The following is a 21,523-nucleotide window of genomic DNA, read 5'->3' on the forward strand; positions in this document are numbered from 1 at the left end:
AGGCGTACTATCCGTCATGCCAAATACGGACTTCAGTGTGAATGGGGAAAATGCTCACTGACCAGCAGTTTGGTTGCACGCACGTCACGGCCTCTCAGGGTTAAATGGCTGAGATTCTGAATCACCAAGCCACCGGTATCCTTATCCCGCGCCAGATAGGGGTTTTTAGGGGGCAAAGGCCATTGGCTCAAAAGATAGGTATTGGGCTCAAGCACAATCGTGCGGGCGGGCCAATCGCGGCCAAGAATTCCGCTGCATTATGCACATGCACCGTCCGGTGCGCAACAGAACGGGCCGGAACGGGGCTCAGTGCTTCAGAAAAAGCCAAAGGCGCAGCCCAAGCCAAGGCCCCCAAAACACATGCAAACCCAGATTTTTGAAACGGTGTCATGGCGAATCACCTCACGGATTTTGAATGCACAAGTATAGCCCCCCCAAAAAATCTGCTCTTGTTCAAATTTCGTAAAAATGCCAAAATATGAGGGGAATAAGCGTGCAGCCGTTTTGGTATCACCAAATCTGGTTTTGCCCATCGCCCCACAAACAGAATCAAAAGCTGTTCTGAGAACTGGGTTTGAATCCCGTTGTCCGTGCCCCAAGATCCGTCTGACGACAGCCGAAAACAGGGCTTTGCAGGTTCAGACCTCCGCCCTCACTTCGGGATCTTGGGCACGGGCATCTCAAACAAAAGGAGAAATTCATGAATCCCACACTGCTGCTCAGTCTCTTCCTGCTGGCAGGAGGGCTGAGTTTCTTTTACCAAAGGCTTTTCGAAGCCGTCACCGTCTATGAATATGAGGCCGGATTTCTCTACCGTCGCGGCTTGCTCACCACAGAACTGGCCCCTGGCCGTTACCGACTGCGCAAAGGCATTAGCGAAATTCGCAAGCTGGATCGACGCCAACAAAACCTCAGCATTCCAGGGCAAGAAATTCTGACCCAAGATTTAATTCAGCTTAAAATCAGCCTGGTGATCAGCTACCTGATTCAAGACCCACGTAAGGTACTACAGGAAATTGAAAACCTGCGAAACAATCTCTACCTTCATCTGCAGATTCTGCTGCGCAGCGTGGTTCAAGCCGAAAAACTCGAAACCCTACTCGAAAATCCCAGCCCTTGGATCACCCATTTGCAAGAACAGGCCCGTAAAGAACTCGCGGCCTGGGGAGTCGAGCTTTGCAGCCTTTCGCTCAAAGACCTGATGTTGCCTGGAGATCTGAAGCGGGCCTATGCCCAGGTTTTCAAAGTACAAAAAGAAGCCCAGGCCCAGCTTGAAAAGGCACGGGGCGAACAGGCGGCTTTGCGCAGTTTGGCCAATGCCGCGCGCATGCTTGAAAAGAATCCAGAACTGCTCAATCTGCGCCTGATTCACACCCTCGAAAACAGCCAAAACTCACCCACGCTCGTTTTTCAGGTCGGTTCAGGCTTTCTTCGGCCCTACGAACCCCCTGCAGAGAAGGGCTAGCTGCCCGCCACGCAACACAAAAGGGGTGTGGTACAATTTTTTCAGGTGGAAGGGGTTGGCTGAACGCTGATCTCATTCCCCGATTAAAACTCAGGACAGGCATAACACGTGTTTGGTGACAAACTGAAAGAATTATTTCAGCGCTTCTGGCCCGTTTCCCCGCATGAACCCGTAGAACCGCACCGCTTAGGGCAAATTTTACTGCGCATGTCAGCCCTGACTGAAGAAGAACTTCAACGCGCCTTGCTGATTAAAGAGCAGCAATCCCATAAACTGCTGGGGCAAATCCTGATCTCAGAAATGATCTGCAGCCAGGAGCAGATTGCCCGTGCGATTGAACAACAACGTGAAGAAACGCGTTTGGGCCAGGTTTTACAGCGCAGTGGCATTGTCAGCCAGGAACAACTGGCAGAGGCGCTCGCTGAGCAGAAACGCAGCGGCCGTCTGCTCGGCTTTATTTTGGTGGAACGTGGGTTGTGCAGCCCTGAACAACTGAAAGAAGCCCTGCGCCAGCAACGCCATGACAACCGTTTGGGCGCGATTTTACTGCGTGAGCGAAAAATTACCGAAAAGCAATTGGAAAAAGCCCTGAGCCTGCAAGAAGCCTCTCAGGTACTGCTCGGGGAAATTTTAATTCAGTTGGGTTATATCAGCTCCGATGAGCTGGAACAGGTGCTTCAACGCCAGGAAGCCATTCTCTTCAAATTGCCCACCCCCTCCCCTCTGGACTGATTCCAGGCTATAATTAAGTCTGATTATGGGCACTTAGCTCAGTTGGTAGAGCGCTGCCTTCACACGGCAGAGGTTTCGCTGGTTCGAGTCCAGTAGTGCCCACCTTTTATTTTTTGGGCGCCATGATCAAAAACAAACTGTTTTTTTCCAGCTTATTCATCTTCAGTCTGCTTCTGAACGGCTGTGCAAACAAGGTGCGTGATATCGCGAACTTTAATAAACGCGTGGTGTTTCAGTTTTTTGTGCAGGGCAAATTGGCCTTAAACAATGAAAATGTGACCTACTATATCCTCATCAATGCCCCTTCAGGTAAGAAAGACGTGCCCCTCAACCCCTCAACCAACGGGCCCCGCGTCAACGCTCCCTCGCTCAATGACGGCCCTCAATTTCTCGCCGGTCGCCTGCCCTTTATCGGACAACTGCCCGGAGATATCGCATCAGAATGGACTGATTTCTATTATTTGCAGGGCACAGCAGATGGGCAGGGCACCATGGGCCGGGGCCGTTTTAACAATGCCACCAAAGCACCTGAAATTATCCAGCGCAACTACCCGATCAACAATCTCTGGAGCAAAAAAACAGACTCCAGCTTTGAAGTTCAGATTCTGGTCAACGACCTCACCAGTGGCACCGACACGCCAGGCAATCTCGTTTTTAATCTGGCCACCAGCGACAGCATCGACACCGGCCAGGGCTATGTCTACGACTACTGGCGTTCAAATATACCCTTCTCTGTTCAGACCAAAACCATCAACAGCCAGATTCAGGACCAAGATCCCAATGGCCAAATCATCATGCGCCAGATTCCAGGCAAACCCTTGCCTCAGCTCCCAATTGGCGTCAATCAAGCCGATGTGAATATCGTCAGCTATAATTACCGGATCATTCAGTAATGGCGATAGTACCCGCCGACGCGAATGGAGCCCGCGCTCAAGCGCCCGCTCAACGCGTTGTCCAAGCTGAGCCTGTCCAGGAGGATCAGGGCGAGCAAAGTCTGCGCCCGAACACGCTAAATGAATACCTGGGCCAGGAAGAACTGAAACAAAGCCTGGGAGTGACTCTTGCTGCCGCTCGCCAACGTGGCGAACCGATCGACCATCTGCTCTTTTATGGCCCCCCTGGTTTGGGCAAAACCACCATCTCCATGCTGATCGCCGCCGAAATGCAAACCCAAATCCGTATTACCTCGGCTCCCGCCTTAGAACGCCCCCGCGATATTGCAGGACTTTTGCTCTCACTGCAGGCCGGTGATATTCTCTTTATTGATGAGATCCACCGCCTCAACCGGGTTACAGAAGAAATGCTCTATCCTGCCATGGAAGATTTCATGCTGGATATTACCATTGGCAAGGGGCAGGCCGCCCGCATCAAGCGGCTGCCGCTCAAACGCTTTACCTTGATCGGCGCAACCACACGTGCGGGTGCAATATCAGCACCTTTGCGGGCCCGTTTTGGACTGGTACACCGGCTGCGTTTTTATACCGATACCGAAATGCAGAAAATTCTGCTGCAAAGTGCCGGTTTGCTTAAAATTCCTCTGACTGAAGCTGGCGCTTTGGCGATCGGTTCACGTTCACGTGGCACGCCCCGCGTTGGCAACCGCCTGCTCAAACGGGTCAGAGACTTTGCCCAGGTCAAAGGCAAGCTTGAAATTGATGAAAACATTGCCGTGGAAGCCTTGGATTTATTGCAGGTCGATCGTTTTGGCTTGGACCCTACCGACCGGCTGCTGTTAAAAACCATTATCCGCAACTACCAGGGCGGCCCAGTCGGAATTGACACCTTGGCCGCCGCGATCAGCGAAGACGGCAGTACGATTGAGGAAGTCTATGAGCCCTTTCTCATGCAAGCCGGTTTTTTACAGCGCACCCAAAGAGGGCGCATGGTCACCCCACAGGCCTATCAGCATTTGGGCTTTGATTTGCCAGGCGGTCAATTGCCGCTCTTTGAAGCCTGAAGCCTTTGCGTAAGAGCTTCAAGCGCTAAAAAATAGCCTTGAAGCCCCAAACCGCTGATTTGTCCCAAAGCCACAGGCGCAATCCAGGAATGGTGGCGATAGCTCTCTCGCTGATAAATATTGCTGAGATGCACTTCGATCACGCTTAAGCGGGCCGCGCGAATCGCATCGGCCAAGGCCAGGCTGGTATGGGTATAAGCTCCGGGATTAAAAATAACTCCCTGCGCCCAATCACGGGCATCCTGCAAAAGGTCGATCAAAACGCCCTCATGGTTGCTTTGCTTGCAAACCACTTCCAGACCCAATTCAAGCCCTCGATTGCGCAGACTTTCTTCAAGTTCTGGCAAAGTCGTGGCACCATAAATTTCAGGCTCGCGTTCACCCAGCAAATTGAGATTCGGACCATTCAAAACCAAAATTTTCACAATAGGCTTCCCAGAATTTTTTGTGTGTATTGTGCCTCAGTTTCAGTCAGCATTTCCTGATAATTTTCACAGGCACTGGCGATCAAGCGACGCGCCCTTTGGCGATCATGGCCCGCATGCCAGAGCAGCGAATCCTTGGCTTCTTCAGGCTCCTTGTCTGCCACATAGCGCAAAAGCAAAGCTATCGTACGGTTTAAATCCCCAATTTGAATATATTTCAACATGGTCGCCAATTTACGTTTGCTGATCCCCAAGGGAGCCGGAAAATGATTGGCCGCATGAAAGACAAACTCCATATAATCATTCACAGCTTCGTTTCGGCCAGCAGAGTCGACCTCCTGCAGAACCGTTACCAATTTGTATTTTTTTTCTTCACCCACCCATTTAACTGCCGTCTGAGACTCCAAACGCGCTGAATAATCAGCCATCAGATTGCCTTCCAGACGGTTGCCTCGGTAGTCAAAAATCTTATCGCGGAAGGCATACATGCCACAGGCACGCAGAATACTCATTTCAAGTGAGGAAAAAGAAACCTGAACCCCCTGTCGGGGGACTTCACCGCTGACAAAACCCACAACGAAACGTTCCCCTGTCCATTCTACGTAATTGCGAATCGGTTCAATCAGCACCGGCGGTAAGATCGGAGAGCCAGCTTCATCCTTTTCAAAGAGATTGACATGGATGGAGAGAATTTTTTCAAAGGCCGCTGTGGCATTCTGCAAAGTCGCATAACAGTCTGAAAGTGGTTCCGGACAATGTTTGCTATGCACGTCCAAGAGAATGCGAGAGGTGCTTTCAGGAATTTTAAACGGTGATTTACGGGCCCCCGCCACTGCATAATTGCCTGTATTGGCAATATTGTTTTTAATCAGGCGAATGGTTTCTTCATCAAAGATCAAATCATCGCGATCACGTACACTGCCAATATCCTGGGTGCCCGCCTTGATCAGTTTGCCTGTAATTTCTTTGAGTTTTTTACTTTGAATATCTATCTCAAGACTGTTTTCGCGCACCTGATCCATAACCCGCACCACGTGTTCAGCGTAAACTTCAAGATCTTGCCCCAATCGCCTATAGCTTGGATCACGCATAATCTGAGATATTTCATCGCGTTCTTCAAAGGGAATTTCACGCATTGCGATCACATGACTGTAATGCTTGGCCTTGTTCAAAAGTTCATCAATTTGCGCAATCTGACTGGCAGAATATTTAAACTCGGCAACCAAGTTCTCCAACTTACGAAAAAGCTCTTTGTTCTGCCCCACCATCGCATAATAGGTATTGTTTAAAATCGTGGTCTGTTCCCGTGACATGGCAATCTGGGTGTCCAAGCTGCGGGTGGCTCTGAATTTCGCCAAACTTTTTTTGTCCAGACCTTCGGGTTCTAAAACACCCAGCGCAATTGCATTAAACTGGTCTTCACAACGGTAAATGGTGTGGCTCCAGGGGGGCAGGGTATCGCTTTTGAAATCAAGAATAGCAGCACGCAAACTGCGATAAAGTTCGGGGTCCAGTAATTGCAGGCCGAATTGTCTACCCTGTTCATCTTCAAAGGTAATCAAATCAGCAATCGCGCCCGTATTCAAAAAAACCCGCTGGGAGGGATTCAAGTGGTTGAGATTGTGTTCAACCAGATAATTGACAAGCGAGGTATAGGCATAACGAATCGAGTCAATTTTTTCAGCATAGCTAAGATGTGCATTCAAGCCTACGCTTTGTGCCAGTTCATCACTGAGAACCGCCAAGGCATCGATCACGACCGAGGAAATATCCTCGGGAACCCCAGCCAGGGTTTCATTTAAATAATGGTTGATTTCAAGTATTTCTTCTGACATAAGACCGACTCTAAAAATATGCAAACAATTATAGCACCCCCCTCTGAAAACACTTCCGATCGGATTGATTTTCAGACAGAAAAACGGCAGAATCAAATCAGGGGGCGCTTCAAATGTTTTTAAAATCCTTGCTTTTGTCTGTTCTTCTCTTGACAGGCCTGACCTCGTCTGCCTGGGCCACTCCCCCTGTAAAGGCTACCGAAGATTTGTTTTTGCCAAATCTTCCCTTGCGCACCCTGCAGGCAGGCTCCAGACAGCCGGTTTATATTCAGATCAGCCCGCAAAATCACGCCCAGGTTTTAAAGCATTACCTGGCCCTCAGCCAAACCCCCGACTGGCATCTCGATTTCCCCTCAGAAACAGAAGCTCAAATCTGGATTGAAACCTTAAAAAAAACAGGAAAAACGCCCGTCTTTATCTTGAGTTTATCCCATTTAAAATCAAAACTTAATGCACACTTAACCATAGGAGCCCTGCCAGAAACAAGGGAACTCAGGGGGCAGACTATAATTACCATATATACAACGCCTTATCGTTTTGGGCGTTCAGGGAGGTAGAGCGACGTGTCATCAATCGATCATCTGCGCAATAAATTGCGCTCAAATCATCAGGATACTCAGGAACTAACGCCTGAAACCGGGGCCCATGAGGCCCCCAAAAGTTTTCGCCGCCCATCCCCTGTATTTACTGACGAACTGCCAGGCACTGCAGATTTAGATGCTTCCGTGTTTCAAGAACCCGCCTCTCCCTCCACAAACGCAGCTCCGGTCAGCGAAACCCAGCCCAAAAAAGCCAATCCTCTGCTCGAAAAACTGAAACAACTTGAAGTCAACCGCAAAATGCTGATCATCGCGCTCGGTGTGGCGGGTTTAGCTACTCTTCTGTCCATGAGTTATATCAAAGGCATTGCAGAACCTCTGAGAGGGCAATCCAAATTGATCAAGGTCGTGACCCTGGTCAAAGATGTTCCGGCCCGCACCCCCCTCAAAGAAGACATGGTGCAAATCAAAGAAATTCCTGCCGCCTATGTACCTGAAGGAGCGACGCGCGTAGAGCCAGGCAAAACGCCTGTTGTTTTGGGAATGCTCACCGTGACCGCTCTGTATAAGGGTGAAATGCTGATGAAAGAACGCATGTCAGACCCCAATGCCGCTACAGGTCTGGCGACACAAATTCCCGAAGGGCACCGGGCGATTACCGTACGCACCGACAATGCCTATTTAATGAAGCCCGGCGATTATGTTGACGTCATTGCCGCCATCAAAGATCTGAATCCCGTGCGCCGTGGAAAAATCATCTCGATTCCCGTACTCCAACGCGCCAAGATTCTGGCGGTGGGCAATCAATTTACAAGCGAAGCCGGTAATAGCGGCAACAGCAACAGCATGCCGCGTGAAATCACGGTGGCTGTTCCCGATGAGCGAGTCAATCTGATGAGTATTCTCGAGCAAAGCAATGGCAAGTTCAATGTGATTCAGCGCGCAGCGGGTGATCAACATATTCAGACCGAGCTGTATACAATTCAGGAAATTGAAGATGCGCTTCAGGGCAAATTTGAATCGACGCCAACCGCCGATACCACCACCCCAACCAAAGAAGTAAAGCCAGCCGCTAAAACAACCAAAGAAGAAGATCCGACGGAAGAAGATATTTCCAAACTGGTCGATCTCTCTGGAGGAGCACCCGCAGCCCCTGCGGCGCCGGCTTACCGCGCCCCAGCCTACCGTGCGCCCGTTTACAGAGCTCCTGTCCGCCAGGCTCCCCGCCGTCCCGCTGCGGCCCCAGCCCAACGGCCCGCAGCAGCACCGGCACGTGCCCCCGTCCGTCCCTACCGTGCACCCACTGTAATTCAGGGGGGCGTTCAAACCCAGGGTGGAGAATAAATCTTCACAAGGCTCAAAATAAAAAAGCCCCGCTGCATAGCGGGGCTTGAGCTTTTTGGCGGCTCGGTTCAAGGGTTACGCATTTAGTATGCAATAAAATAAATCCAGGTACAGCGACGAAGCCAACACCCAGAGTGAGAGCTTGGTCACATTGCCCCTCTCTGAAAAGGGGTAAAAATAAGGGTGGGAACCTCTATTTAGCAATCTTTAACAAGCAAGAGAAAACGCTCTCACCATCACCGTCTAAGTAGGCTAGAGAAATCCCCAAAAACCTGTGCTAAAATGAAAACTGTCTGTTTTGGGACTGAAAATTCGCCATTGATCAAAAAGGAAACCTTCATGAGCAAACGAGCTGGAAAATCTGGTGCTGTATTATTATTGTCTGGAATCGTCGGATTAATGACCAGTTGTGGACCGGCCCCGGCCCCCACCGTGAATGTCAAACCCATCCCTACTACGGTTCCACCGAGTATTGCCCAGACGCCTTTACCTGGCTCCAGCCTGTTGCCCATTCCCAGTCTTCCAGGTCAGACCCCCACTCCGGGTTCTTCGGGTACCCCAGGAACGCCCATTGCCACTCCCACCCCCATTCCAGGCCCAGGCCAATTGGCGATCAGTTCATCGACCTTGCCCACCGCAGCCTTAAATTTCACCTATAACGCCGCGTTAACAGCCGTAGGCGGCAGCGGTTCCTACCGTTGGAACCTGGCCTCAGGAACCTTGCCCAATGGCCTAATCCTTGATCAGGCAACCGGTCAAATTTTTGGAAAACCCACTCAAACAGGTACCTTCAGCTTCGAAGTTCAGGCAATTGACACCGCAGCCAACGCCGCACGCCGCAGTATGTTTATCCTGGTTTCAGACACCAATAGCGGTGTCAATTCTGTCGGCGTACTGACCACCAGTCTGGTCAGCGGCACGGTCGATCGGCGCTATTCACAAACCTTGAATGTGGGCGGCGGTGTTGCCCCCTATTCCTGGAGTATCAGCAGCGGCGCTCTGCCTGACGGGCTCGAAATCAACCCCACCACTGGTGAAATCAGCGGAACCCCCAAACTGCAGGGCGAAGAAACCTTTACCATCAAAGTCATCGATGCCCGTGGGCAAGCAGCGACCAAAACCCTGAGTATAACCATTAACCGTACCGATTCCAATATCGCCATTCTGACCGATACGCTCCCGATCGGGATCCTCAATAAAGCCTATGTGCGCACAGGTTGTGGCACAGCTTTTTCAGGTCAACTGGCTGCCACAGGTGGTAACAATACCTATACCTGGCAAGTCAGCAGCGGCACCCTGCCCACCGGCTTAACCCTGGCCAGCAATGGAGCCCTGACCGGCACCCCCACAGCCACAGGCGCCTCAACCTTCACCGTACAGGTTTCGGATACCGATAACAACCGCACCAGCAAGGTTTTTACCGTCGAAATCCGAGATATTCTGGTTCACCGCTTCTCTCCCAATGCAGGTGGAGAAGGTTTGCGAATTGTGGTAGAAGGTGAAAACTTTGGCAGCAATGCCGACAATTACAATGTGGAATTTGGAGGCGTCAATCAGGCCACCATTGCAGCCAAAGACACCACCACAGACCCAAATTGTCATAAATTGACACTCGCCATTCCTGCAGGAGCCAAAACCGGTATGTTGCTGGTAAAAAATACCACCACAGGCAAAAACGGCTCAAGCACCATTCCTTTTCTTGCCACAGACGTGGTCATTAACGAAGTCTTCACCAATCCTGACAGCAGCGGCAATCAATTCGTTGAGCTGCTCAACAAAGGCACCAGCTCAGCCAGCATTGCCGGATGGCATCTGCGCTATACCGATAAAAATGGCACGCTTGCAGACTTCACCATTCCCGCAGAAACACCTCCCTTGGCCCCTGATGCTGTGACTGTCATCAATATCAACAAAGCAGGTGGCAGCTCAGCGACCAATCTGTATACAGGCACAGGCCTTGCAGAAATGCGCTTTGACCCCACCAATGCCACGGCAAGCAGTGCACTCACTCAGATTGCCCTCTGTACAGATTCAGCTTGCACAGTCACCGCAACCGATACCAATTACCGTGATTATCTCCAGTTTGGCCCCAACGCAGCCACCGATGGCGGCGCACTTGAAAACAATGCGGTCACCTCAGGTATTTGGACAGATAACGCAACCCTCGATGTCACCACCCTAAAAGGGGTTTTGGATACCGCCAATATCAACAATACCAATGCCCACAACGGTACCAATGATGGCACAACAAACCAAGGCCTGTTGCTTTCTGCAGCAGATGCCGCTAAATTTGCAGTCAATGATGTGATTGTCTTTGACAACGCTGCCACAGGGGGTAAAATCACACGCCAAAAACGTACCGTGCCAGCCAAAAATGGCAATCGCGTGACCCTTGACTCTGCCCTCTTTACCTCTACCATTCAAAGCACCAATACAGGCAACGGCACGACAGGCAATGGTATTTTGGTTGACAAAACCACCGACACCTTCAGTTCCATGAGTGTGTCTGATTTCGTCAATGTCTTGGCCGGTGGCACGATCCGCACTGTAAGTGCACTTCCCGCTGGCCCCAAAATTGAATTGGACAATACCATCAATACCTTTGTCGATGCCAACAATACCAGTGATGGCTTGCTCGCCAATGGCGGTTTATTGGTTAAGGCCGGTACATCAGCCACCTTCCCAGCATCCTCTGTCGTCACCATTACCGTAGGTCAAGGCACTACCGCATTTACGGTAAACCGCAATGTGGTCAGTCTGCCTGATGCCAACCATGTGGTGATTGACCAGGCGCTGGCAACCGCTCCTGTTTCTGCAGCCAATACAGGGGATGGCACCTTTGGAAACGGCATTGATGTCACCTCAGCCACCAATTTCTTAACGGGTCGCAAGGTCTTTATCAATGGTCAAACACGTGTTGTCAGCATCAACTCAACACAATCTACCAATAAGTTTGAGCTCAAAGATACTTTGGGCAATTATCAGCCGATTGCCAGCATGAGCATCGCAACCAATAATACAGGAACAGGTGCTTCTGGCAGTGAAATTTCTGTAGCTGCCACAACAGGCTTCAGCATTGGCAGCAAAGTGCGCATCAATGGCCAGATACGCACGATTGCAGGCATGATTCCTGGCCCCAAACTGCAATTGGATCAACCATTGTCAATGGTCATCAGCAATGCCTTGGGAGATGGAAGCACGGGCAATGGCGTCACGGTATCTTCCACCCAAGGTTTTGCCAGCACCAACAATATCCTGATTGCAGGTCAGACCAAAACGATTACGGTGGTGGGCAGCACCCTCGAGTTCGCCCCGATCAGCTTCACCCCCAATACAGACGTTGACGGAACCAGCTCAGCCCAAATCGTGCTGGATGCCACCGTCGGTGGCATTGCCAAAGTAGGAGACGGCCTGCGTATCCCCGGTAAGAACGTCGTTCGCAATATTGCAACCAAAGCAGGCAATAATGTCACCTTGAATGCGCCTTTCGTAACCACTACTTCAGGAGCAGCTGTTACCGTGGCCACCAACACACTGACTGTGGCAAGCACAACAAACTTTGCTGCGGGTGATAAAATCCGTTTTGCGGGGGGTGGAAATGGCGGTGCGATTGCAACCATTCAAAGCGTAACGCCAACCTCTATTACCTTCACTGGAAACGTCAACAATATTGCCTTGGGAGAAACCCTTAACCTCGATGTCAATGGCGTAGCACTCAACTATGTCCCCATCTCGGGAACGATTGTGATGCAAGGCAATGCCAGCAATACAGATTTCGTAGACACTTTGCATCTGGTGCCCACAAGTGGCTCCTTTACATTGGTGCCCTTTGATACAACGGCCTCAACGCCCAGTACGCAAAGCACCAATAACGACGATACCGATGGCGTACTTTCGCGGGTTCCCACCAGTGGAACCATTCTGGTCGCTCCGAAATCTGGAACCATCAGCAAATACTTCTCAATCAAGTATGACGGTTCAGGCAACGCGACGACCGACTTTACAGCCACTTCGGCCCCCACTGGCGGAACGAAGTAGTTTCAAGAGCTTAAAAAAGGGGGCTTCGGCCCCCTCTTTTTATGGGTTCAGAAAGACTTTTCCCCTGAAAACAGCCGCTTAAGCTTGCTCCAGGCGATCCGCCAAATGGCTGAAGCGCTTGTTCTGGCCCTGGTTTTTCACCGCCAGCGCCAGCGCCTTGCGTTGGCCCACCAGAATCAAAAGACGCCGGGCCCGCGTCATGGCGGTATAAATCAGATTGCGCTGCAGCATCAGATAATGCTGCATACTCACTGGCAAAATCACCACAGGATATTCACTGCCTTGCGATTTATGCACCGAAAGTGCGTAAGCCAAAGCCAGTTCATCGCTGTCAGAGAAATCATACTCTACAACTCCCTCAGGAAAGCGCACACGCAGAAGCTGATCTTCGGGTTCAAAATGCACCAACTCCCCCATATCGCCATTAAACACTTCACGATCATAATTATTGCGCAGTTGAATTACGCGATCTCCCAAACGCAAGGTGCGGCTCCCGCGGGTCAATTCGCTTTTCTGCGGGGTTGCAGGGTTTAAAATGGCCTGTAATTCCTGATTCAAACGATGCGCCCCGATCAGCCCTCGGTTCATCGGACAGAGCAATTGAATCTCTTCAGCACTGAAACCGGCAGCAGGCAAACGGCGCGCAACCAAATCCAAGATTTGTTCCAGCACCTCTTCAGGGGTTTCTGCAGGAATAAAAAAGCAATCTTCAGAGCGATGCGCACCTGTGGGAGGCAAGAGTTCAGGCAAATATCCCTGATTCACGCGGTGCGCGTTGCGAACAATTAAACTGGCCTGGGCCTGACGAAAAATCTGCTGCAGACAAACGGAGGGAATCACCTGAGATTGAAGCAAATGTTGCAGAACAGCTCCCGGCCCCACAGAAGGCAGTTGATCGCTGTCTCCAACCAGAATCAAATGGGCTTCTGCTGGCAAGGCCTTGAGCAGAAAATGAAAAAGAGGCAAATCAATCATACTGACTTCATCAAGAAGCAGAACATCAACCTCCAGCGGAAAATGCTCATCCCGTTTAAAGGCCTGGCGGGAAGGATCAAACTCCAATAAACGGTGAAGCGTTTTTGCGGGCCGCCCCGTCACCTCATTCAAACGCTTGGCTGCCCGCCCTGTGGGAGAAGCCAGCAATAATTTGCGATTTTGAGCCTCAAACCAGCCAATGATCGCCTTACTGACGGTTGTTTTGCCTGTTCCCGGCCCCCCTGTCAAAATAAATACCTTCTGGCTGGCCGCCTGTCGAACCGCTTCACGCTGCTCGGGAGCCAATTCCATGCCCTGCCTCTTTTCAAAGCTTTCCAGCCATTGCAGCAAAACCTGAGGATCGGGGGGTTCACTCTGGGCCAAAAGCCCCTTGAGGCGACGTGCTACACCAGCTTCGGCATGCCAAAGAGAGGCAAGATAAATGGCTGGATTATCGGGCTCACCTTCTAAAATCACCTGATCGGCCTGCCCCAACTCAGTCAAAATTTCTGGCAAAAGCCCAGGTTCAATCGCCAAAAGTTCAGCCGTATTTTCAAAAAGTTGACTGCGGGGCAAATAGAGATGCCCCTCATCTGTGGCGCGCTGCAGCGCATAAATCAGGCCTGCACGCAGTCGAAACGGGCTGTCTGGCGCATGCCCCAGCTCCTGCGCCAGTTTATCCGCAGTTTTAAAACCAATGCCCCAAATTTCTTCCGCCAAACGGTAGGGATTGGCCTGCACAATCGCAATCGCTTCATTGCCATATTTTTTGTAGATTTTCACGGCATAGGTCGTTGAAACCCCGTGCTCCTGCAGAAACACCATCACGTTCTGAATTTCGCGGTGTTCAAACCAACTGCGCACAATCATATCGCGCTTACGCGGCCCAATTAAAGACACTTCCAAAAGACGTTCTGGGGCCGTTTCAATCACGTCAATAATCTCAAGTCCGAACGCTTTCACCAGACGTTTTGCCGTAACAGGCCCCACGCCTTTGATCAAACCTGAGGCTAAATACTTTTCAAGCCCAACAGCGGTAGCCGGCATCAGTTTTTCAATTTGAAAAGCTTTAAATTGCGCCCCATGCTTGGGGTGAAGCCCCCAAATACCAAACAGGCGAACAGATTCTCCAGCATACAAAGGGGGCATATTGCCTACCACAGTGGCCAAATCCTGACTGCGCGGAACTTTCAGTTTAAAAACAGCATAGCCAGTTTCTTCAGCCTGAAAAGTGACGCGCTCAATAATGCCTTCAAGGGTTTCTTGTTTTTCCATAGTAATGCCAATGTCCCTATTTTAACCCATCTGGTGCGCTGAGAAATCCAGCCCAAGCAGCTTGTGCTAGAATGAGGCCTGTCAGTGTTTTATTTCGTTGAGGAGATCTTGTATGTCAGCCAAAACTTTACCCGAAAAAGAGCAAACCCTGCAAACGCTTTTTTCGCGTTTAAAAATTATCCGCAATCTTTCTTTGGGTGTCAGTACACTGGGAACAGGCCTGATGGTCGGCGCTATCAAAAAACCTTTGGGTGCCCCCACGATTGTTGCTGCAGCCACCCTGACAGCACTGGCACTAACTTCTGCGGCAACCGCTCAGGTTCTGCTGAGTTTGAACGAACAGCTTGAATCCATGCTGAATCAACCCAACGCACAGTAAGCAAACGCTTTAGGGCAAGCCCAAAACACTTTCCTGCACCAACCCCAAGGCAGCCAGATACTCTGCCCAGGCCTTAAACCAGGATTCCAGGGCCTCTATCTGCTCATTCACAGCATCGCCCCGGCTTTGCTCGCGTAAATTAAGCACCAAAAGCGTCGTGGCTCCCAAAGCAAAGCGTTCCTGCTCCGCAAGCTCCAGTTCCTGAGCGACCTGGACCTGCTGACGCGCCAGATTCACCCGCTGCTGGGCTGCTACAAGCGCAGTCACCACACTTTGTAACTCAACCGCAATCTTTTCATGCCAAAACCCATACTCTAATTCAAGTTGTTTCTGTTTGGCAACCAGCTCCTGCAAAAGCCCTGTGGCCTTGCGGTTTTGCACAGGCCATTCCAGCCCCAAACCAGCCTCAAGCTCCAAAGGATCACGGGTCTTGTCACTTCCGCCTAAATCCTTCGAAATCGCGAAATTCAGATCCAATTGGGGTTGCTTTTGATTCTCAGCCCAGACACGGCTCAAACGGTTTTGCTCTAGCTGCACAAGATAGCCCAAAGGTTCAGGTCGGCGCGCAAGCGCCTGGGTAAGCGGCTTCAAAAGTTGATCTGCCGCTCGGTTCTGAACCGGCGGAAAATCGGCAAAGGCTTGTGCCCCGGTAAAAACCGATGCGGTTTGCTTGCGCAAATACAAAGACAGTTCCCAGGCCATGGTTTGCTGTTTTTGGCGGGTTTCAATCAGCTTGGCCTGGCGCTTAAAAATTGAAGTTTGATTTTCTATTTGGGCAATGCGGGGCAATTGCCCCAATTGGATACTTTTGAGAATATCCTGATTGCGCTTCTCAGCCAGGTGCAACAAATCTTCTGCCAATCGGGTTTTATGAGCTGCGGCGACCCAAGACCAATAATATTTACTGGCTTCTTTGACAAATTTTAATTGTTTTTCAAAAACGTCCAAGCGTGCCAATTCCAATTCCAAATCAGCCTGCGCAATCTCCAAACGCACCTGATCAATCACCCCATCCCGCAACAAAGGCAGGCGAAACCCGGTTCGAATCTCGCCCAACCCATCGGTCTGTTTTTTTCCATCGTAGGGCGCAATATTACCGGCTCCCAAACGGTAACCGCCAAAGAGGCTCAAGCCCCAGAGAGGCAAGGCCTGCTCGACTTGACTATCGAGCACGATTTGCTCGTAATAGCCCAAAGGAATCGCACTGCCTTTGGCCTTGAGCTTAGTATCAAAGGCCCCTTGTTTTTGTAAACGTTTGCCCTTTGCCATTTCCAATTTCTGCCGCGCCGCTTGCAAAGGCGGGTAATGCTGATCCAAGGATTGCAATACGCTTTCCAGACTCAAATTTTGGGCAAAAATGGGCTCTGCCCCCATCAAAAGCCAGGCAACCAGCATGAAAAAAAACCATTTGCTTTGTTTCATTTTTTGGCCTTGCGTTTCACAACTTCTGAACTGACTTTCTTTTCTTGACCCGGCTCATCCAAAACGCTGGGTGGAAACCCATTAAACTGACGCCAGAGTTCATACCCCAAAGGCACTTGGTTCAAAAGCACCCATCCATTGGCACGTACCCCCTGACGTAAAAAACGGGCCTGAGGCCATTCAGACTGTTTTTCGGGTATGACCACGATTCTGAACTTTCCTTTGCCGTTATCAGTGGCATCAATAAAAGCCACTTTCCCAGCAAAAGTGCCGACCGCGACAGAAGGCCAACCCGCAAACTGTAAAGCTGGCCACCCTTCAAACTGCAGACGCACATGCCGGCCGGGCGTAATCAAAGGAACATCGTTGCCATTCATATACAACTCAACCGCGCGTTGCTGGGTATCAGGCACCAGGTAAGCCAGCACATCTCCTTCTTTCACAAAGACACTTTCAGCAAAGGTATTTAACTTTAAAACCGTCCCATTGCGGGGCGCACGTATTTCCTGGGTAGACTGACGCGCCAATTGCACATCCAATTTAATCAATTCAGCTTTGTTTTTTTCAAGGCTGGCACGTGCCTCCTGCAAAGTCGCTCGGGTACTGTTCAAAGAGGCTTTGGCCCCGGCATCTGCTTTGGTAATTTCAGCCCGTGCCGCAGCCAAATCACTCTGAAGTTCCTGAAGCTTGGCCCGTGATTTTAAGACATCTGCCTGGGATTTCTGAAAACTCAGTTGGGTCAATTCTTTGTCCCGCTGAGAGGCCAAACCTTTCTGCTCAAGTGCATTGACCCGTTCCTGATTCAAACGGGCAGTTTCCAAAGTCGCCAAATCAGCCTCCAATTCACGTTGGGCTGCCTCCTGCTTGGCTTTTATGGCCTCGGATTTGGCCCGTGCAGAATCAACTGAAGCAGAACGTGAAAGCCCCAAATCTTCCAGCCTCAATTCATAGGCCAAAATCTTGGTACGGTTTAATTCCTGCTGATTCAACAGGGTCTGACGCTCTTGGCGTAGACGTTCCATATATTGAGGATCTGTGTCGATAATATCGGCAATGCGATCCCCTTTTTTAACCACCGTTCCTTCCTGCACATACCAACGCAAAACCCGCCCTTTAATCGGTGTTTCAATGGGCTGTTCCCGTTCCAAAGGCGAAAAGGCGATCACACTTCCCGTTCCCCTCAAATTTTGTTGCCAGGGAGTAAAAACAAGACTCAAGCAAAACAACAACAATAAAATTAAACTGACCCAAGCCAAAACCTGTAGAGAACGGGGGGATTGAACCTTGTGCAAAACAGGCAATTCTTCAGGAACCTGCTCAAAGATAAAAGGTGAAAGCATCTCAGTTCCCCCCCTGTGGTGAAATTTCCTGCTGAAACCTTAACGATTCAAGTTTTCCCTGGGCATTCAAGGCATAGGCTTGATCACAGAAACTCAGAAATTCCTGTTTATTGGTTAAAACCAACACCGTCATGCTGGTTTCTTCAAACAGATATTTCGCCAGGGGGCCCTTTTCACGCCAATCCAACTGGTCCAAAACCCCATCCAGAATCAGCAGGCGGGGACGCAAAAGTAGAGCTCTCGCCACCATCAAGCGGTGCAACTCTTCAGGCGCCAAGGGAAAGCCACTTAAACTGAGAGGGGTCGCCAAACCCTCTTTTAACTGCTGAACACGCTCGAAAAGCCCAACCGCCCTTAAGGCGGTCTGTAAATCCTGAGCACTCAGGTCGATTTGCCCGAGTCGTAAATTGTCCTCAATACTGCCCGAAAGTATATCCAAGCCACGTACCAAAGCCACCTGCGAACGCAAATCTATCGGCAAGAGCTGGCGCAAATCCCGCCCATCCATCTCTATTCTGCCCTGATCCGGTATTTTACTGGCATAGAGCGCATCAGCCAAAGCCTTGGCGGCCCAACTGTTCGCCCCCAGAATCCCCACTCTTTCTCCCGCTTTCAACTCAAGGCTCAAACCACTCAAAAGCGTGCCTCCCGCAGGCGAGTTCAAGGTAATCTCAGACAGGCTCACCTGAATGCCTTGGGCCTTTGGCACCAATAAACCGGGTGAGACCTGCTCTACAGGCATTTCAAATAAATGGCCCAACTTATCAAGGGCAGCCAGCAAATCATAATAACTTTCCAATTGTTTCCCAAATTTCGCAAATCCATCAAGCAAGGTAGCCACCACCAATTCAGCAGCCACCAATTGACCAATACTCAGCTGTCGTTCAATCACCAGCCAGCCTCCCAAGCCCAGAAGCGAAGCACTGGCAAAAGCCTGTAATAAATAAGCACCAATATGCTGACGCTGTACCACGCGAAAATGCAGCTGACGGGCCTTCAGATAATGACGCAGCAATTGATCTGTACGCCGCCTGGCAAATTGGTGACCCGAATGCGAACGAAAGGGCGTGAGGTGACTCGACATTTCTTCCAGCCAGGCGGCCACATCATATTTCATTTTTGACTCTTTAATCGCCGTGGGTTCAGCTTTCCAGCCCAAGACAAAAAGAATCACGCAAATAAATACCATCAGCATCAAATCAAAGCCCAGGAGAAAAGGATGATAAAAGGCCAGTAAAAGCATGCCCGTAAGGGTTTGTAGAATAATCGCAAGCCCATCAACCAAAAGCAAAGCCGTACTTTTCTGAACCGTTAAAACATCAAAAAAGCGATTGACCAATTCCGGGCCGTGACGGGAATCAAAGAAAGGCAATTTTACCTGCAGCAGTCGTTCCGAAAGATCCGCTGCTACCCTTACAAAAATCCTACGCTGAATAATTTCAACCAAATTCAAGCGCAGCGTACGCAGCAAGGCCAAAAAAGAAAGGGCGCCAAAAACCAGCAGCGTCAAAATAACGATTGGTTGCAAAAGAGCCCCAAACGCCACATTGTTCACCAGAGCCTGAATGGCAACAGGCACGACCAAAGAGAGCAAGCCCGTTAAAAGCGAATAAATGACAACAACAAACAGATCTCTTCTTTCCAAACGCATTAGACGTATCAGATGCTCTTTGGGAGACAGATGGCGCGCGACAGTTTCCTTTTCTCCCCAAAAAACCTGTGCTTGGGGCATGAGACAGTCTAAGCGCTCTTCAGCTAATTGAAGGCCCAAATAATGCTTCAGTTGATGCCAAGGCAACCAACGGGTCAGCGTGCCCTGCTCAGAAAAAATAACCACCTGATAATGAAAAGCACGGTAAGCCGTTAAGGCCATCAAGATATTCTGTCCGGAAACAGGCTTGCAGAGCAAAATCATTGGTTTTTGAAGTTTTGCATGCATCAGAAGCTCTTTTAAAGTCAGGGAAAGCGCATTCAAACAGCCCCCCGTTACCCCCGCCACATACCGCAAAGATTCCAAAGGCTGCCGAGACATCCCCGGATGATGTAAAGCCTCGCTTAATGCCAAATCCAATTGAGCAGAATCACAAGACATTAAACCAGCGTCAGAGAGCCAAAGCAAAGCTTCGCGCAATGAATCCGCAGAAAATGAAGATTCTGAATCTTGCCGCTGCATAGTGTGATGCCCCATTTATTTTTTATCATTCTAAAATCAGATCAAGCCTGATGTTCAGGCTAACAGAAATATCGCTCACAAAACAATTAATTAGTATTAATATATTAATCAATTTTTCTTGGTAGACACAAGTAAATAACGAAGTCTTGACTTCTATTTTAGAGCTCTGTTTTCGGTCTAAAAAACTTGAAAAAGCAAGTGATTGAATCAAATCCTGCAACTTCTAAAAATTGCGAAATGATCGCAGGTACTTGATCTTCTGACCAATTTTAAGAATAATAGGAGAGTAGATTCAATCTTTCCCGATCAGGGTTTAAGTTGTGAATTACATCACATTCTGACGGGTCGAATGAGGATAAACAGCAAAGAATGAAGCGCTTACAATACAGCCTCGTAGCAAGTACAGCCTTGGGCCTGATCTTTTCACTGGGTGCTCCAGCACAGGCAGAAGAAGATATTCCCATTCGCGTAGGCCTCGCAGATAGCGTAAGACAAGTCAGTCTGCGTGTTTCTACCAGCACCCCTGTAGAGGTCTTGGGCAATATCGGTTGGCAACGTCTGGGTCACCTTTCTGCCAATACAGCTCTGCAAGTCGATTTCAATCAAGGTCAAATCAAAGTCAATATCCAAAGCAATAACCAAACCTTCAAAGCCTTGAGAATCGGCAGCACCCAACAGGACGGCGCACTGGTTGCCCTCAATAATGCCTGGTATCGTGGAAATCTCACCCTGATGCCCTCTTCAACGCGCAAAGGCATTACCGTCGTCAACGAAGTGCCTCTTGAGCACTATCTTTACAGTGTCGTACCGTCTGAAATGCCCTCCTCCTGGCCACTTGAAGCACTGAAATCTCAGGCAGTAGCGGCACGCACCTATGCCATCAGCAGTTTGGGAAGCTATAAAAACAAAGGTTATGACGTGGTGGCCACCACCGCCAGCCAGGTCTATCAGGGAGTGAAAGCCGAAAGCTCTCTCAGTACCCAAGCAGTGGCGCAAACCGATGGTGAAATCATGAAACATGGCGGAAAACCCATTCACGCCTATTTCCACTCCTGTTCAGGTGGTCAAACCGAAAGCGGCGTAGATCTTTGGGCCCCCTTTGCCTACCTAAAGTCTGTGCCGGATTATGATCAAGCATCTCCCAAACATATCTGGAATACAGAACTCAGTCAGTCCGAAGTCAAAGCCAAATTAAGCAATTTGGGTATCCGGGTCGGCAATATTCTGTCCTTAGACCCCCTCAAACGCACCAACAGCGGCAGAGTCAAAACCATGCGGGTTTTAGGCAGTCAGGGCCAAAAAAGCGTCGATGGCGCAAAACTGCGCATGGCACTGGGATTAAACAGCACGTTTTTTAATGTGGGTGCAATTAACGCCAATGGAGAGCTGCAAAAACAGCCTGACGCCAATGCAACCCCTGTCTCCTTTCAATTCGCAGGTCGCGGTTGGGGCCACGGCATGGGCATGTCACAATGGGGGGCCCGCCAACTGGCTCTAAATGGGCACGCTTACCGCAATATTCTTCAGCACTATTATCAAGGCGTTCAAATCGAACGCCTGAACAAAACCCAATTCAGAATGGCCTATAACCCTTAAATTGGAAATGCACGCCACTGAAACAGCA

At 50.0% G+C, this 21,523-nt stretch carries 17 protein-coding genes and 1 tRNA gene; 10 read left to right on the forward strand and 8 right to left on the reverse strand.

Annotation, left to right across the window (positions count from 1 at the left end):
* Nucleotides 1–32: 32 nt before the first annotated feature.
* Both COW20_07455 and COW20_07460 read right to left on the reverse strand, forming a co-directional pair.
* Nucleotides 33–215 carry a hypothetical protein gene (locus tag COW20_07455; GenBank protein PIW48951.1) on the reverse strand — a complete coding sequence of 61 codons (183 nt, stop codon included), beginning with the start codon at nt 213–215 and terminating at the stop codon, nt 33–35.
* A gap of 99 nt (nt 216–314) precedes the next feature.
* Nucleotides 315–533: a hypothetical protein gene (locus COW20_07460; GenBank protein ID PIW48952.1), complete on the reverse strand. Its 219-nt coding sequence runs from the start codon at nt 531–533 to the stop codon at nt 315–317.
* 167 nt (nt 534–700) lie between these two features.
* Here COW20_07460 and COW20_07465 point away from each other — a divergent pair, with 167 nt between their 5' ends.
* The 5 genes from COW20_07465 to COW20_07485 all read left to right on the forward strand — a co-directional run bounded on the left by COW20_07465 (nt 701) and on the right by COW20_07485 (nt 4,154).
* Complete coding sequence (locus tag COW20_07465) at nt 701–1,465, forward strand: hypothetical protein (protein ID PIW48953.1); 765 nt, start codon at nt 701–703, stop codon at nt 1,463–1,465.
* A gap of 108 nt (nt 1,466–1,573) precedes the next feature.
* Nucleotides 1,574–2,197, forward strand: coding sequence for a hypothetical protein (locus tag COW20_07470; GenBank protein PIW48954.1), 624 nt, complete (start codon nt 1,574–1,576; stop codon nt 2,195–2,197).
* A 27-nt stretch (nt 2,198–2,224) separates the two neighbouring features.
* Nucleotides 2,225–2,302 (forward strand) — tRNA-Val (locus COW20_07475).
* On the forward strand, nt 2,293–3,090 hold the full coding sequence (locus tag COW20_07480) for a hypothetical protein (GenBank protein ID PIW48955.1): 798 nt from the start codon (nt 2,293–2,295) through the stop codon (nt 3,088–3,090). Before COW20_07475 ends, COW20_07480 begins: the two co-directional genes overlap by 10 nt.
* On the forward strand, nt 3,090–4,154 hold the full coding sequence (locus COW20_07485) for a Holliday junction branch migration DNA helicase RuvB (protein ID PIW48956.1): 1,065 nt from the start codon (nt 3,090–3,092) through the stop codon (nt 4,152–4,154). The genes COW20_07480 and COW20_07485 overlap by 1 nt, the downstream gene beginning before the upstream one ends.
* Here the strand turns inward: COW20_07485 and aroQ are convergent.
* Together aroQ and COW20_07495 are read right to left on the reverse strand one after the other, a co-directional pair.
* Nucleotides 4,130–4,582 carry a type II 3-dehydroquinate dehydratase gene (gene aroQ / locus COW20_07490; GenBank protein PIW48957.1) on the reverse strand — a complete coding sequence of 151 codons (453 nt, stop codon included), beginning with the start codon at nt 4,580–4,582 and terminating at the stop codon, nt 4,130–4,132. The genes COW20_07485 and aroQ overlap by 25 nt on opposite strands.
* Nucleotides 4,576–6,414 (reverse strand): hypothetical protein, encoded by a 1,839-nt coding sequence (locus COW20_07495; protein PIW48958.1) that lies wholly within the window; start codon nt 6,412–6,414, stop codon nt 4,576–4,578. The genes aroQ and COW20_07495 overlap by 7 nt, the downstream gene beginning before the upstream one ends.
* Before the next feature lie 113 nt (nt 6,415–6,527).
* Between COW20_07495 and COW20_07500 the strand changes: the two genes are divergently transcribed.
* The 3 genes from COW20_07500 to COW20_07510 all read left to right on the forward strand — a co-directional run bounded on the left by COW20_07500 (nt 6,528) and on the right by COW20_07510 (nt 12,335).
* Nucleotides 6,528–6,971 (forward strand): hypothetical protein, encoded by a 444-nt coding sequence (locus tag COW20_07500; protein ID PIW48959.1) that lies wholly within the window; start codon nt 6,528–6,530, stop codon nt 6,969–6,971.
* Between the two features lie 6 nt (nt 6,972–6,977).
* Nucleotides 6,978–8,297 (forward strand): Flp pilus assembly protein CpaB, encoded by a 1,320-nt coding sequence (cpaB, locus tag COW20_07505; protein PIW48960.1) that lies wholly within the window; start codon nt 6,978–6,980, stop codon nt 8,295–8,297.
* A gap of 282 nt (nt 8,298–8,579) precedes the next feature.
* On the forward strand, nt 8,580–12,335 hold the full coding sequence (locus tag COW20_07510; GenBank protein ID PIW48961.1) for a hypothetical protein: 3,756 nt from the start codon (nt 8,580–8,582) through the stop codon (nt 12,333–12,335).
* 78 nt (nt 12,336–12,413) lie between these two features.
* Here COW20_07510 and COW20_07515 read toward each other — a convergent pair whose 3' ends face one another.
* Nucleotides 12,414–14,585, reverse strand: a complete 2,172-nt coding sequence (locus COW20_07515) for an ATP-dependent RecD-like DNA helicase (GenBank protein ID PIW48962.1) — start codon at nt 14,583–14,585, stop codon at nt 12,414–12,416.
* A 112-nt stretch (nt 14,586–14,697) separates the two neighbouring features.
* Here COW20_07515 and COW20_07520 point away from each other — a divergent pair, with 112 nt between their 5' ends.
* Nucleotides 14,698–14,964, forward strand: a complete 267-nt coding sequence (locus COW20_07520) for a hypothetical protein (protein PIW48963.1) — start codon at nt 14,698–14,700, stop codon at nt 14,962–14,964.
* A gap of 9 nt (nt 14,965–14,973) precedes the next feature.
* On the opposite strand, the gene COW20_07525 is transcribed toward COW20_07520, so the two are convergent.
* The 3 genes from COW20_07525 to COW20_07535 are packed head-to-tail and all read right to left on the reverse strand — an operon-like array spanning nt 14,974 to nt 19,914.
* Nucleotides 14,974–16,386, reverse strand: a complete 1,413-nt coding sequence (locus COW20_07525; protein PIW48964.1) for a hypothetical protein — start codon at nt 16,384–16,386, stop codon at nt 14,974–14,976.
* Nucleotides 16,383–17,726: a transporter gene (locus COW20_07530; protein ID PIW48965.1), complete on the reverse strand. Its 1,344-nt coding sequence runs from the start codon at nt 17,724–17,726 to the stop codon at nt 16,383–16,385. Before COW20_07530 ends, COW20_07525 begins: the two co-directional genes overlap by 4 nt.
* A 1-nt stretch (nt 17,727) precedes the next feature.
* Nucleotides 17,728–19,914, reverse strand: coding sequence for an ABC transporter ATP-binding protein (locus tag COW20_07535; GenBank protein PIW48966.1), 2,187 nt, complete (start codon nt 19,912–19,914; stop codon nt 17,728–17,730).
* A 354-nt stretch (nt 19,915–20,268) separates the two neighbouring features.
* Between COW20_07535 and COW20_07540 the strand changes: the two genes are divergently transcribed.
* A complete protein-coding gene (locus COW20_07540) occupies nt 20,269–21,495 on the forward strand; it encodes a sporulation protein (protein PIW48967.1) in 1,227 nt (408 codons plus the stop codon).
* Nucleotides 21,496–21,523 lie beyond the last annotated feature (28 nt).

Source organism: bacterium (Candidatus Blackallbacteria) CG13_big_fil_rev_8_21_14_2_50_49_14 (assembly GCA_002783405.1).
Lineage (GTDB): Bacteria > Cyanobacteriota > Sericytochromatia > UBA7694 > UBA7694.